This window comes from Paenibacillus sp. GCM10027628, from assembly GCF_042676385.1.
Classification (GTDB): Bacteria; Bacillota; Bacilli; order Paenibacillales; family NBRC-103111; genus Paenibacillus_E.
Genome location: NZ_JBHTHA010000014.1, coordinates 100,451 through 114,063 on the forward strand (window position 1 = coordinate 100,451; position 13,613 = coordinate 114,063).

General features: G+C 47.3%; 14 protein-coding genes and 3 pseudogenes. 13 read left to right on the top strand and 4 right to left on the bottom strand.

What is annotated here, in order from left to right; genetic code table 11:
* Positions 1-595 precede the first annotated feature (595 nt).
* Positions 596-802 carry a hypothetical protein gene (locus tag ACFQZT_RS14420; protein WP_379300952.1) on the top strand — a complete coding sequence of 69 codons (207 nt, stop codon included), beginning with the start codon at positions 596-598 and terminating at the stop codon, positions 800-802.
* Positions 803-852: 50 nt separating this feature from the next.
* Complete coding sequence (locus ACFQZT_RS14425) at positions 853-2,772, top strand: copper amine oxidase N-terminal domain-containing protein (protein ID WP_379300954.1); 1,920 nt, start codon at positions 853-855, stop codon at positions 2,770-2,772.
* A gap of 69 nt (positions 2,773-2,841) precedes the next feature.
* On the opposite strand, the pseudogene ACFQZT_RS14430 reads toward ACFQZT_RS14425, so the two are convergent.
* Positions 2,842-3,291, bottom strand: a pseudogene (locus tag ACFQZT_RS14430) (EamA family transporter); the annotation flags it as partial.
* 122 nt (positions 3,292-3,413) lie between these two features.
* Here ACFQZT_RS14430 and ACFQZT_RS14435 point away from each other — a divergent pair.
* From ACFQZT_RS14435 to ACFQZT_RS14455, 5 genes are all read left to right on the top strand, one after another.
* Positions 3,414-3,809, top strand: coding sequence for a VOC family protein (locus tag ACFQZT_RS14435; RefSeq protein WP_379300956.1), 396 nt, complete (start codon positions 3,414-3,416; stop codon positions 3,807-3,809).
* Between the two features lie 30 nt (positions 3,810-3,839).
* The gene (locus ACFQZT_RS14440; protein ID WP_379300958.1) at positions 3,840-4,355 is read left to right on the top strand and encodes a DinB family protein; all 516 of its coding nucleotides are present in this window, start codon (positions 3,840-3,842) and stop codon (positions 4,353-4,355) included.
* A gap of 131 nt (positions 4,356-4,486) precedes the next feature.
* Positions 4,487-5,455: a DMT family transporter gene (locus ACFQZT_RS14445; RefSeq protein ID WP_379300960.1), complete on the top strand. Its 969-nt coding sequence runs from the start codon at positions 4,487-4,489 to the stop codon at positions 5,453-5,455.
* The gene (locus ACFQZT_RS14450) at positions 5,418-5,882 is read left to right on the top strand and encodes a nuclear transport factor 2 family protein (RefSeq protein ID WP_379300962.1); all 465 of its coding nucleotides are present in this window, start codon (positions 5,418-5,420) and stop codon (positions 5,880-5,882) included. The genes ACFQZT_RS14445 and ACFQZT_RS14450 overlap by 38 nt, the downstream gene beginning before the upstream one ends.
* 47 nt (positions 5,883-5,929) lie before the next feature.
* Positions 5,930-6,661: an SDR family oxidoreductase gene (locus tag ACFQZT_RS14455; protein ID WP_379300964.1), complete on the top strand. Its 732-nt coding sequence runs from the start codon at positions 5,930-5,932 to the stop codon at positions 6,659-6,661.
* A 1,121-nt stretch (positions 6,662-7,782) separates the two neighbouring features.
* Here the strand turns inward: ACFQZT_RS14455 and ACFQZT_RS14460 are convergent.
* Positions 7,783-7,869, bottom strand: a pseudogene (locus ACFQZT_RS14460) (transposase); the annotation flags it as partial.
* Positions 7,870-7,916: 47 nt separating this feature from the next.
* Positions 7,917-8,168 (bottom strand): annotated as a pseudogene (locus ACFQZT_RS14465) (DUF6241 domain-containing protein); the annotation flags it as partial.
* 78 nt (positions 8,169-8,246) lie between these two features.
* On the opposite strand from ACFQZT_RS14465, the gene ACFQZT_RS14470 reads away from it, so the two are divergent.
* The 6 genes from ACFQZT_RS14470 (at position 8,247) to ACFQZT_RS14495 (ending at position 12,919) form a co-directional block, all read left to right on the top strand.
* Positions 8,247-8,342, top strand: coding sequence for a YjcZ family sporulation protein (locus tag ACFQZT_RS14470; protein ID WP_379300968.1), 96 nt, complete (start codon positions 8,247-8,249; stop codon positions 8,340-8,342).
* A gap of 302 nt (positions 8,343-8,644) precedes the next feature.
* A complete protein-coding gene (locus tag ACFQZT_RS14475) occupies positions 8,645-9,223 on the top strand; it encodes a TetR/AcrR family transcriptional regulator (RefSeq protein ID WP_379300970.1) in 579 nt (192 codons plus the stop codon).
* Positions 9,224-9,318: 95 nt separating this feature from the next.
* Complete coding sequence (locus tag ACFQZT_RS14480) at positions 9,319-10,311, top strand: NADP-dependent oxidoreductase (protein ID WP_379301063.1); 993 nt, start codon at positions 9,319-9,321, stop codon at positions 10,309-10,311.
* 13 nt (positions 10,312-10,324) lie between these two features.
* On the top strand, positions 10,325-11,023 hold the full coding sequence (locus tag ACFQZT_RS14485; protein ID WP_379300972.1) for an SDR family oxidoreductase: 699 nt from the start codon (positions 10,325-10,327) through the stop codon (positions 11,021-11,023).
* Entirely contained in the window at positions 11,020-11,805 is a 786-nt protein-coding gene (locus ACFQZT_RS14490) for an SDR family NAD(P)-dependent oxidoreductase (protein ID WP_379300974.1), read from the top strand. Before ACFQZT_RS14485 ends, ACFQZT_RS14490 begins: the two co-directional genes overlap by 4 nt.
* Before the next feature lie 31 nt (positions 11,806-11,836).
* On the top strand, positions 11,837-12,919 hold the full coding sequence (locus ACFQZT_RS14495) for an alkene reductase (RefSeq protein ID WP_379300976.1): 1,083 nt from the start codon (positions 11,837-11,839) through the stop codon (positions 12,917-12,919).
* A 255-nt stretch (positions 12,920-13,174) separates the two neighbouring features.
* Here ACFQZT_RS14495 and ACFQZT_RS14500 read toward each other — a convergent pair whose 3' ends face one another.
* Positions 13,175-13,579: a hypothetical protein gene (locus ACFQZT_RS14500; RefSeq protein ID WP_379300978.1), complete on the bottom strand. Its 405-nt coding sequence runs from the start codon at positions 13,577-13,579 to the stop codon at positions 13,175-13,177.
* Positions 13,580-13,613: the final 34 nt, after the last annotated feature.

A 13,613-nucleotide genomic window follows, 5' to 3' on the forward strand; every position in this document is an offset into this window, starting at 1 on the left:
AAAACAAATACTTTCAATGCTTTTTAGATTGTTATTGCAATATTTTCAGGTTTTCGAAACTGAACAAACGGATAACCACAGTAGAGGAGCTTGCAGCGATGCAGCTCTTCTTTTTTCATGTCCTCCGAATGATTTATGAAGTACTATTGGAGGGTTTACTTGCTGGCTGCGGGAGGTTTTTTGGCCGGGACATCAGAGTTTGTGATAGCTGGCATATTGGACAGGATCGCGGTCGATTTGAAAATCCCAATATGTAAGCCGGACAGCTTGTCACTGTATTCTCTCTCGTGTTAATTACACTGGCTCCCCAAGCTTCGAAAATTGTGCTGAGCCTAAATACGTCTATACTTCAAATTGGTATGGCAGCGGGAGCTGCTGGTGGGGCGATTGTTGACCGGTTTTCGGTCATGCACATTGGTTGGGCCGGTGCAAGAAGAACAGCCATTCCTCGTTGCTTCAATCGGGACATCCCCCGTAATTCCCGAAATTACCTACGGAAATTTCCCGCTTCACCTAGGGGAGCTACTCTCCAAATCAGGGATAAAGGTTTGTTATGTTTATTACAAGAAAACAGAATCAAACGGAGGATGAAAGAATGACACTGGAGAGAGTGGTCAAGTGGCTTGGGTTTCTTGGCGTTTTGGCGGGAACCATCAGAATGGGGATGACGCCGTCGTCGCTCAAATTTCCCAACCGCAATTCCCGGATTCCGGGAATCGCTTCCTCTGTCGAGAGGGGAGTTTGGGGAGTTACAATGAATCCATCAATCCAAAGAACGCACCTAGAAACTCTCGACAACTGATTAATATTAAATTCGTTCCATATCTGTAAAATTGGAGAAGGAGAATGATCATGAAGGTTACGTTTAAAAAACAAAGAATTTGGAATTCTGCTCTTTCGCTTGTACTGGCGGGCTGCTTGTCATATGGCGGAGTCGCTGGCGCTTTCGGAGAAACCTCGCCTGCGGGAGTTGCGATCAAGGAGTTTAGTCTGCTCGATACTGCGTCTGATGTTGTCGGTGCAGCAGACTTCAAGCCGGAGGGCAATAAGGATGGCCACTTCAAGCTGGTGCTGAATTTAGCCCAGAAAACGGTCATTAATGCGGTTGTACTTCGCTCTACGGATGATTACGGTAAGGATAATTATCAAGGGGTATGGAGAACGAACCGCGCTACGACCGGCTGGCTGCTCGGCATCGTACAGGACAAATCGGTTACCGCTGCAGACGGCGCCATAACCCATGAAAGCGAAATTATTAACCCGGGTTTTCGAAAAGATGTGAAGGAGCCAGTCGGTGAATTCCAAGGGCAGCTCACGTTCGACTTGTACGCTAGCGACAACGGCACGATTAAAGAAACGCAGTCCTATGTGCTGGAAATCGAGACACCGCAAGGTGCGATAATTTCCAAACCGATTAAATACAAGAAGCCAATGATTTCGGAAGGGACGCCTGCTCCTACTACGACGCCAACGCCGTTACCTAGTCCGACACCCTCCCAGGCACCGAACCCAACACCGAACCCAACACCGAACCCAACACCGAACCCAACACCGAACCCAACACCGAACCCGACGCCGAGTCCTGCTCCCGTCCCTGCTACTGAGGATGCATCAAAAGATATTGCGATCCATGTTCTTTTCAAAGGGGCAGAGCTTCATTTTGACGATGCCCAGCCGATCGTTAAAGACGGTCGCACGCTTGTCCCATTCCGCAAACTGTTTGAAACCCTGGGTTTTACGGTGCAGTGGGTGGAAGAAGGAGCTGTCCGGAAGGCGATTGGAACGAAGAACGGCCTTTCCATCGAATTGACGATCAACAATACGAATGCAATGGTAAACGGAAAAGCTGTCTCCCTAGACGTACCTGCGCAGATTATTGATGGTCGCACAATGGTACCACTGCGCTTCGTATCGGAGAGCAGCGGCTACGATGTTGCCTTCTCCAGCAGCGGCAATGTGTGGACGATTCGGATCGAGGACGCTGCCCCCGGAACGGGTAAGGAGCCGGATCCGGTTCCAACGCCAACACCGACACCGACACCGACACCGACACCCGCACCGACACCTGATCCGACACCGGCGCCCGTACCATCTGCAGGTGAAGTTGAACCCTACGTCGTAAAGGGCTACTTGCTTAACAAGCGGGGCGAACCAATTCCGGGAGTTACGATAAATGCGGATAACCTTTTGCTATATGATAGCAACATGCAAGGGGAAACCGACGTGAATGGATACTATCGGATTGAATTGGCTCAAGTACCGGCAACCTGGAGAATGACTACGAGATTCTCCCTCGATTATAACGGCAAACCGCTCGATTTCTGGTTAATGGCTGACGGCGACAAATCGTTCGCCGGGAGCACAGGGGCCATACGCAATTTCACCTTGAAGGATGTCGTAGGTCATATTGAAATCCATCCCGATTTTTGGTCGTTCCCCGATAGCTTGCCGCAATTCGATACGACCGACCTGGAAATTACGCTTACGCCTGTCGGACCGTTGTTTGACGGCAGCGCCGGCAAAACAATAACGACACACGCAGACGCACTCTCAACAGGCGGTCACGGAGTTGATAAAATACCGCTCGGGCGATACAAGATAGCTGCCAGATGGATGCCGGAGGGGCACGATCCAATGTCTATGTTGTTACGCATCAAAGGCACCGGAAAATTTGTCCAGTCTCTCGAATTCGATTTCAATAATCCACTGGGAGCACCTTCGATCTTTCTAAACGAGTTTGATGCTAAGCTCAGTAGTCCGGTCGGAAATTAGCACCAAGCATGCGCAGTCTCTCCTATTTGGAGAGGCTGCCTTTTTTCGGAGGGATAACCGTCTTGTGAACTATTTGGTCGCAAACCGTTTTGCAAACGCCACGCACAATACAACACCAATGTTAACAATAAAGATTGATCAACCTACTGACTCATTAAGAACGAGAGCAGAGAGTAACAAACCAAAGAATCGCTGGAAGAGTTGCAATTGCCCGCCTGCTGCTATACCTTCCTGAGCAAGACCACGATACCAAAACACGAAACCGATGAGCATACTGAATAGGGAGACATAAGCAAGGCTCAAGCATGCAGAAACATGGATATTAGCCCAAGATTGAGGCATGTAACAAAACGAGATCAATAACATAACGGGGAGCGAAATGACAAGTGCCCAAGAGATGACTTGCCAACCACCTAATCTCCGTGAAAGAAGTGCTACTTCCGCATAACCATAACCACACACAATAAATGATGCTAGCATTAGTCCATCACCTATTGGCGATGATGTGGCCCCGTACAGTGGGGAGTTTGCAATGATGCAGCTCCTTTTTGCACAGCCTCCATATTAGCATTGACAATGGAATAGGCAATTCGTATGATCCAAATAGGATTGTAAAAAAATGCAAATGAGGTCGAATGCGGATGGCGACAGCTGACTGGGCGAACAAAATTACCGAAATCACATTGTTTGTTGAAGATTTACATCGGTCGAAGGTATTCTACCAAGAGACGTTCAAACTTGCGATCATATATGAAGATGAAAGCTGCGCGGTGTTCGATTATGGCAATACAAGCATCAATCTGTTAAATCAATCGGATGCCCGCGAGTTGATTGAGCCGGCGCAGGTTGGTCGCGGCGGAGATGGCGCGCGGTTTCAATTCACGATCCAAGTGCCAGACGTTGACCGGGTATGCGATGAGCTGGAAGTGCGGGGCGTTAAGTTATTGAATGGACCGATAACGCGCCCATGGGGGCGGCGGACGGCTTGTTTTGCCGATCCGGACGGGCATGTATGGGAGATAGCGCAGGTGCTGTAATGAATTAGGATTAACGGGGAGAGGATCTGGATGTTGAACGATTCTTCGGCTATTATCGAGCAATACATGCGGGATCTGGACAGATATTCGATAGAGCAGTTGCGATTTAAATGCAAAGAAAACGTATGGTCGGTCGGGCAAATGTATATCCACGTGATCGAAGTGGCGAAAGAGTACATCGGGCATATTGAAACATGCACCAAGGCAACACACGAAGAGCTTGAAGGCAAGACGGAAGATGGAACGAAGGCGCTTGCCGAAAAAGAGTGGCCCAATATCCGTGTGCAACTTGAAGAACCGCCCAACGCGACATGCAACCCCGAGAGCAAGGATGAAATCATAGTTGGCCTGGAGCAGGTGCTAGAGAAGTTGGCCTACTGGGCGGGTTGCGTAGATGAAGCGAATCCGGCTTGCAAGGTGCGCCATGGCTGGTTTGGCTGGCTCAACGCGCGTGATTGGTTTGAGATGGTTGGGATGCACAGCAGGCACCATTTGCGCCAGAAGGCGAAGTTGGACGAAAAACTGGCGGAGGCAGGCATAAGATAGGGGCTTCCCTAATTCAGGAATATTTGCGTGCGCTTTTTGTACAAAAAGCGGAGCGGAACGTTCAAGAAAATCGGATATGAACTCCTTATACTGAAGTTGTAAAGTTAAAAACAGTTAATGGAGTGGTTACCATGAAAAACGGATGGACGTATATCCGCCTTGCCGCCGTTGCCATGTTTTGGGGGGCCAGCTTTAATGCCGGCGAACTGGCCGTTCGAGCAATGCCGCCTCTGACAGTGACGGCTTGGAGATTCATCATAGCTACGGTGCTTATGTTGCTGCTTCTCATGGTGAAAGAAAGGCCGTCTTGGAGTACGATTCGATCTTCGCTTTGGGCTTATGTCCTTCTGGGTGTTGTCGGAGTATTCGTAACCAATGCCTTGCAGTTCTCGGCTTTAAAATTTACGCCGCCGCTTCATCCCGCATTGATTATGGCTACAAACCCTATAGTAACTGCATTACTGGCCGTACCCCTGCTTAAGGAAAGCATTCGTGTTCGGCAAATCATAGGGATGATTTGCTCGATGTCAGGCGTTTTATTGGTTATTACCAATGGAGCGTTGTTGCAGTTAACCTCTATTTCGTTCGGGGATATTCTCGCAATGGGGGCGAACCTCAGCTGGGCGCTTTATGGGGTGCTTGGTCGAAAATGGCTCAGAAACAGTTCTCCTTTGGCAACCTCAACCATGACCATGGCGGTTGCTATGGTTTGCTTTTTACCATTTGCGGGCAACCATTCGATGGATGTTTCGCAAGCCGCTCTCGTAACTGCCTGGATCAGCATTGCTTTTATGGGTACTTTCGGCGCAGTTCTCACTTTTCTTTGGTGGAATCAAGGCATAGCGAAGGTCGGTGCAAGCCGCACTTCCGTGTTTTTCAATCTGGTACCCGTCGTTACTTTGCTCCTCTCTGCGCTAACGGGCAAATCGGTGGGCTGGATACAAGCGATTGGCACTTTTATGGCCATATTTGGAGTTGTTGCTGCAATTGGGAACGATCTGGATGCACAGTCAACGGTTCGGAACGATGCGGTGCCGAATGGTAAAAGTACACTTAGGAGGAATGAAATTCAACTGGATGAACAAGCTATCAATAATTGAAACAGTGTCCAAATTTGCTTATTACGCCGATAATCGGCAATGGGATGATTTGCAGCAACTCTTCATGGAAGAAGTGACAGTCGACTATACATCCTTGGCTGGAGGCGAACCGGCAACCATCCCGGCAAAAGTGCTTATGGACAGTTGGGATAAAGGATTAACGCCGTTAAAAGCAACGCAGCACTTGATTTCCAACCATATTATCAACCTGGACAGCGACCGTCAGGCAACATGCCGTGCTTACTTTCAGGCGCAGCATGAATATCCGAACCCTTTTGGAGGAAGTCAGTGGACTTTGGGCGGGAAATACTTATTTCGCTTCGAGAAGGAGAACGGCCATTGGAAAATATCCGAGCTGGTCATGACCGCTGTGTGGGCTAGCGGCAATCAAAATATTATGAACTTGGCGGGAGAACAACAAAAATGATTTTTGCCAACGACATTGTGGATTAGAAAAGGAAAGAAGGTACACGGATGAAGGGGATCTCGAATAAAGCGCCGTCAGCCGGGCAAAAAATCGCCTTGGTAACCGGCGGTAACCGCGGCATAGGCTATGAGATGTGCAAGCAGCTGGCCGAAAGAGGATTTCATGTTCTGCTGGCCGGCAGAACTGCTGCAGCAGGGCGGGAGGCCGCTCGAATGATAGCTCATTCCGGACTGGACGTTTCCTTTGTGGAGATGGATATCGATGATCCGAAGAGCATATTTGCGGCAGCTGACCTGGTCCGAGAGCAATACGGCCGCGTAGATGTTGTGGTGAATAATGCCGCGATTTATCTGGATGAAGGGGAACGGTTAGCGGAAACGGAGCTCCCAGTGTTGGAACGGACGATGAGAACCAATTTCCTCGGCGCTTATTATGTCGTACGGGCTTTCCTGCCTTTTATGCAAGAGCAAAACTACGGGCGAATCGTGAACATCTCCTCCGGCTATGGCGAATATTCGGCGATGGACAGCGAGGGGACGGGAGCCTATAAATTATCCAAATTAGCTTTAAACGGGATGACGAGACTGCTTGCAGCCGAGATTAAGGGAGATATTAAAATAAATGCGGTTTGCCCCGGTTGGGTGCGCACGGAAATGGGAGGGCCATCGGCGCCGCGCAGCGCCGAACAAGCTGCGGCATCCATTCTCTGGCTGACGCAGCTTGACTCTGATGGTCCGAGTGGAGGCTTTTTTCGCGATAGGAAGAGAATCGATTGGTGAATGGCAACGAGGTCGACATAGGCTGGAGTGAATGGGATGAACAAGCTCGACGATTCTATTATTTCAACTTACTGAATAACACACCATATATAGATATGGACTTTTCGCGAATGTAAAATTGTTTATTCCGCTATCGAAGAACGTTTGAGCATTAAATGTAATAAAGTTGAAATGTTATTTTCATACAGTATTAATAAATCAAGCCTATAATAAACAGTGACCCCCTTTAAAATATAAACCTTAGACCCGTAGCCCGTTGCTGCGGGTCCCTTTTTTTGTTGACTGAGCTAAAGTGCAGTTATGTGCAACAAGGGCGTTCAGATTCCGTCTTTGCACTTTTACACGAAAATTGTCCACACACTTGAACAAGCTATTTCATACGATATACCTGAATCAATTTCGATTAAGGACGGTGTATCAGGATGTCTTGTTCGTGTGGATGTGGAGGAAATTGCAACAAAAAGAAACACAACAAATTGGCTAAGGAAACTCGCTTTATCAGTATGAAAATCGGAAATGGCATGCTGTCTGTTCCATCATTAATCTGTAAAAGTCATAAACGCCGAGGTGTACGTGGTTGTTGCTTTAAGTCACATCTAAGAGGCGAAGGTATTAAAAGGGTTGAAGGAACTAGCAACGTATACTTTGCAGATGCTAATTTAATATGCACAGGTGACCTTTGTTCTGGACGTGATAGAGACATTGTTTATGAATGGACATTAACACCTACCGATAAAGCAAATCCGGGTCATCTTAGGATTGTGGGAAGTTCACGTAAAGTAGGCAACGACAGAGTTGAAGTAGCAGGAACTGGTACTTTCGATCTACACGTAAAAGTTATCTTTAAATGCACACGAGTAAGTTTTCGAGTATTTATTGACAGTTGTGTTAGTACAAGAACCGTACGATTCACCCAGTGATTGGATTGGTATCAATTTTGAAAATGGGCCTCTTAACTGTATATTAATGGCGAATTCATGAGGTGGTATACTTAAAAAAGTGCACAGGAAAGAACCGTCCCATAAAGCACAGAGAGGCATTCCATATATTTCTATTTCTTGCTACTTACTCTAAGCGGAACGCTTCCTTAGTAGTTAAGATGGCAAAAATCCAGTGGATGATTTGTTTTGGGTAGCTACGAATTTACCTGATGAATAAGCACTTGGATCAACACCGGCCAAGGCCACCAGTTTCTTTGCGTGATCAAACCATTTGTCGCGTCCTTTTTGTTAAACCATTTTTGAACGAAGGGGGCCTCCTCTTCCGGTAAATTGACTCCGGTCGAAAATCCGTCTGTCCCGCCTTGTCGTTTATCGAGATAGTTCTGATCGTCCACGATTCGAGTGAAGTCGCCTGCTTTCCATTTTTTCGCGAGCGCGAGATAATTTTCCCGGTCCTCGACGTTCGGAGCCTTCTCGATGTTCTCGATCATGAGGTCGAGGAATTCCGTACTGCTCGGCTTATTCGTTACAGCCCTTACGAAAGACCAAATACACTTTGCGCCCAATCAATAACAGATTAAGTTAAATAACTTATAACTGTTCCTCCTTTTATTTAATCCCCATAAGGGAAGGTGGTGTTTTAAATGAGTGGGTACGCTGGTGGATATGGTACTTCGAGTGCCGCTATTCTAGTACTGTTCATACTTCTTGTCATTATTTCGATGGCCTTTGTTATCTAAACACTGTCATGATATGTTGTTGGGCGTTGAGCTAACGCAAACTATAGTGCAGGAGCCTGCTTTGAAGCGGCTCCTTTTTTGATATCGTTGAACGGGCAGGATAGTTCAAGATCATGGGCGGAGAACCGTATCACAAGTAACGGCGAATTTTTGGAGAAATCCTAATTTGGTAGTATTCATCCAGTATTATCCTGAGAATGCAAGGGGTATGATAAGTGAGGCATCGGAAAGTTAAGGCAGCCCTCAATTCTTTACTGATCGTTCTCAATATGCTATATTGATGTCGGGGGGGGGGAAATGAAATGGCCAGAAGCAAGGAGTTTGAAGAGAGTGCGGTATTGGATAAAGCGATGAGACTCTTCTGGCAACAGGGCTACGAGAAGACGTCCATGACTGATCTGGTCGAGCACATGGGAATCCATCGAAGAAGTTTGTATGACACATTTGGCGATAAACATCAGTTGTTTCTAAAAGTGATGGATCGCTTCGACAATAAAATTAGCGCCTCTCTTGAAGGAGGAGTTAAGCGCTCCAAGACTGCAGTGGAAGCTCTTCAGTTTATTTTCGAACTCATGATTGAGGGAGAAGAGGACTCTCCTCCCGGATGCTTAATGGTGAATTCGGCCGTGGAGTTGGCAGCACGAGATGCCGATGTGGATACAAAGTCCACTGAAGCGTTCGCTACAGCAGAGCAGCTTCTCAAAGACATTATTGCTTGGGGGCAGCGGGACGGTCAGTTCACCACTGATTATGAGGCCGGTGAATTGGCGGAATATCTGCATAATGCATGGGTGGGGTTAAGGGTAATGGCAAGAACATCGGTTACTAAAGAGAAACTTCACCGTATTGCTCAAGTATCGATAAAATTTCTAGAAAAATAACAGATTCATTTCTTCCCCATATAGAAAACAATTTTTTTTGCCATTATTAGAATGATCGTTCTCAAATGTGAACCGAAGCAAATGGAGGTGACATGATGCAAGCAATGTTAATAGAAAAATACGGCACATACCCGCTTAAGTTGGCTGACATTCCAATGCCTGCAGTAGGAGATCATGATGTGTTGGCGGAAATCCATGCGGCAAGTATTAACCCTCTCGATCTCTTAGTACGGGATGGCAAATTACGCGTACTGTTGAAATACGATATGCCGCATGTTCTAGGATATGATTTCTCAGGCATTGTCATTCAAGTGGGGAGGAAGGTTACAAAATTCAACATAGGCGATGAAATATACGGACGGCCAAGTAAGGGCGGAGCCTTTGCTGAATATATTTCCGTACATGAAAACGATATCGCCCTAAAACCCAAAAACCTATCCTTTGCGGAAGCAGCGTCAATCCCATTGGTCGGGCTTACGTCTTATCAAGTATTGCATGAACGATTGAAGCTATCGGCCGGACAGAAGGTATTGATTCAAGCTGGATCGGGCGGCGTCGGTACGTTTGCGATCCAACTTGCCAAAGCGATGGGACTTTATGTCGCAACAACGACAAGCGAAGCTGGAGCCAAATTGGTCGAATCGCTTGGAGCCGATCGAATCATCAATTACAAAACAGAACAATTCGATACGCTGTTACAAGGTTATGATGCCGTTCTCGATACCAAAGGCGGAGAGACTCTAGAGAAGGCCTTTAAAATTGTCAGAAAGCAAGGTCAAATCGTATCCGTCGTAGGGCCGCCGAATGCGCGGTTCGGAGAAGCGGAAAGGCTGGGCTTCATCAAAACGAATGTTTTTCGATTGATTTCCCGAAAGATTACAAAATTAGAGAAAAAATATAATGTCAAATACAGCTTCTTGTTCATGAAACCGAACGGCAGGCAACTGGAGATCCTTTCCGAATGGATTGAATCCGAAAAAATAAAACCTGTTATCGATCGAATTTTTCCTTTTGAAGAAGCTCAAAAGGCGATGGAGTACTCAGAATCGGGCAGAGCAAAAGGGAAGTTAATATTAAAGATAAAGTGAGGAGCATCTTATAATGAAAATTTCTGAACAAATCGCATTTGTCACAGGCGCGAACCGAGGTTTAGGCCGCCAACTTGCCACGGAGCTTCTATCCAGAGGAGCTAAAGTGTATGCTGGCGCAAGAAATCCGGAATCCATTGATATTCCAGGTGTAATACCTTTAAAGCTTGATATTACCAACCCGCAAGAGGTAGCTGCAGCTGCTATGACCGCTAAGGACGTTACGCTTCTGATCAACAATGCAGGATCGTCTACAGGCGCTTCTTTACTTGACGGAGATCTCGATAAAATTCACTTGGAATTTAATACGCACTTCTTTGGCACACTGTCCATGGTTCGTGCTTTTGCACCTGTTATTTCAAATAATGGTGGGGGGTCTATTCTGAATATTCTTTCCGCATTATCTTGGTTCAGTATGGGAAGTGCAGGCGCCTATACGGCTGCAAAGGCGGCAGAGTGGGCTCTGACGAACGAGTTGCGCTTAAATCTGTATCCACAAAAGGTGAGAGTAGCCGGTTTGCATGTGGGCTTTATGGAAACCGATATGACGGCGGGTATTGAAGCTCCTAAGGTCGACCCTGCGGGAGTTGCAAAAAAGGCTATCGATGGAATAGAGTCCGACAGCTTTGAGATTCTTGCCGACGAAGCAAGCCGTAATCTCCAACGAGGTCTAGCCGGCGGTGTTGCTGCGTTGTACCCACAGCTGGCGTGATGAGCAAAACGGTACTCATCACCGGCGCGTCGGGCGGGATAGGTAAAGAGCTGGCGGATCGATTCGCCAAAGATGGATATGACCTGGTGCTGGTAGCGCGTAGTGAGGCCAAGCTCCTGGATCTCGCGAAGGAATATCGGGAAAGATACCGCGTCCAAGCGACCGTCGTCGCCAAAGATGTCGCGTTGCCCGGCGTGGCGGAGGAGATCTACGAGGAGCTAAGCGAGCAAGGTATCACCATCGATTATCTCGTTAATAATGCGGGCTTCGGCTTGTATGATGCATTCTTGGAGACGCTGTTGGAGCAAGAGATGAACATGATCGACATCAATATCAAGGCTCTGACTGCTATGACGAAGGTGTTCCTGTCAGATATGGTCAAACGGCGCCAAGGGGGCGTGCTGAATGTGGCTTCGTTGGTGGCTTTTTTCCCAGGACCGTTGATGGCGGTTTACTACGCGACAAAGGCGTATGTGCTTTCGTTCACCGAGGCTTTGGAGAACGAGCTCAAGGGCACCGGTGTGACTGTAGCGGCACTTTGTCCGGGACCGACAGCGACTGGCTTCGTAGATCGTGCGGGGTTTGCCTCCTCAAAGCTGTTTAGGAGCGGCGTCATGGAGGTTGGGCAGGTAGCCGACATCGGATATCGCGAATTCATGCGAGGCAAGACGTTAATTATTACAGGAGGGCGTAGTCGGCTGATGGCTTTCCTTCCGCGGTTACTGCCGCGCAAGCTGATGACCCATTTGGTCGGATCCGCACAGTGCAAAGTAGAACAGTAACCGAATATAAACAAAAGAGGAGTGCATGAAAATGGAAAAACTATGGAGCAAAACGAAAATTGGAAATCTGGAATTATCTAATCGGTTGGCGATGGCACCAATGACACGAAGCAGAGCGCAAGAGGATGGTACACCTGGAGAACTAACTCCCCTTTATTATGCTCAAAGAGCATCTATGGGTTTAATTATTACGGAAGGTACACAGCCTTCTGATGATGGTCAAGGCTACTTAAGATCACCTGGCATATATACTGAAAAGCATATTGAAGGTTGGAAAAAGGTTACGGATGCGGTGCATGAAGCAGGTGGATATCTGTTTATCCAATTAATGCATGTCGGTCGGATATCGCATCCCGACAATACTCCGCATCATCGTCAAGCAGTTGCTCCATCTGCGATCGCACCTGGCGAACCAATATTTACGGCTAAAGGGATGCTGGAAGTACCTGTTCCAAGAGAGTTAAGTGAAGAAGATATTCAAACGACAATTGCGGACTTTCGAAAAGCGGCAGCGGCAGCTATTGCAGCAGGAGCTGACGGCGTTGAAATTCATGGAGCCAACGGATATCTGATTAATCAGTTTATCAGCGAAAATGCGAATAAACGAGTGGATAAATACGGTGGATCGATAGAGAATCGTGCTCGATTTGCACTTGAAGTAACGAGAGCAATCGTTGAAGAAATCGGAGCAGAAAAAACAGGCTTCCGTATTTCCCCGGGAACACCTCTTAACGGAATTGATGAAGGTGAACACGGTCCTGAAGTTTATCTTCACCTTGTAAGAGAATTAGCTAAATACAATTTAGCATACCTCCATGTTATGCATTTAGGGAACGAAACACTGCTCCATGAAATTCGCAACATCTGGTCAAATCCATTATTAGTAAATCGAGCTGGACGGGCTCTAGAAGATCTTAGTGTAGATGTTGATAATGGCCTTGCTGATGTGGCGCCAGTCGGGGTATGGTCGTTAGCTAATCCGGATTTGGTGGAGCGTCTTAAAGAAGGTTTCCCTTTGAATGAAGCAGACCGTACAACATTGTACTTTGGTAACGGGAGCGAGGGCTATACGGATTATCCAACGATGAAAGAATTAAAGTCTCAGAAGGGGTAAGTATAGCTTGAATGGTAAAAAACAAGTTTCCTAAAAAGTTCGGAGCAAGGTGATGACGGTACTCAACCGGCGTCACCTTGCTCCATTTCTCCGTTATGCTTCTTCAAGAGGGTCATGCAACTGTTGGGTGCCTCAAAAATTCGCCGTTAGAGTGTTACGCTGAACCGTATCACAAGTAAAAGTAAGTTTTTTACGGAATTCCTTGCGGCGTATGGGGTTGATATGTGTGGAGGCTACGCATTAAGGAAATGCGAATCACATTCGATTAGCCCTTAGCTTTGCTGGCTGAGGCATGGGTTTGACTATGAGATACAATGCATGACCGAGGAGGAGGCCACCGATGGCGAAGACGATGGACAAGTAGATGCCGCTATTACTCGTCGCAAGATAAGACGGGATGAAGACGTTTATGGCAACTTTTACAATGACAAGCACAAAGATGACGCCGATAATCCACAGTCTCTTCTTGCCCGGTGTGATGAGCCCGAGTCTTTGTCTGGCGACTGCCCAGCGTTGAACGAGACCCGCAATAATCCCTAGGACGATTCCTGACAGCAACAATAACCATTCGCGCATCCCGATCCCGTCCAATAGCAGACCCCACGCGATCCCGATCAGGATCAAGATGATACCGACCACAAATGTTTTATTCAACCTCACCAACTCCTTTGCTTAATGGTAATGGATAAAGCGG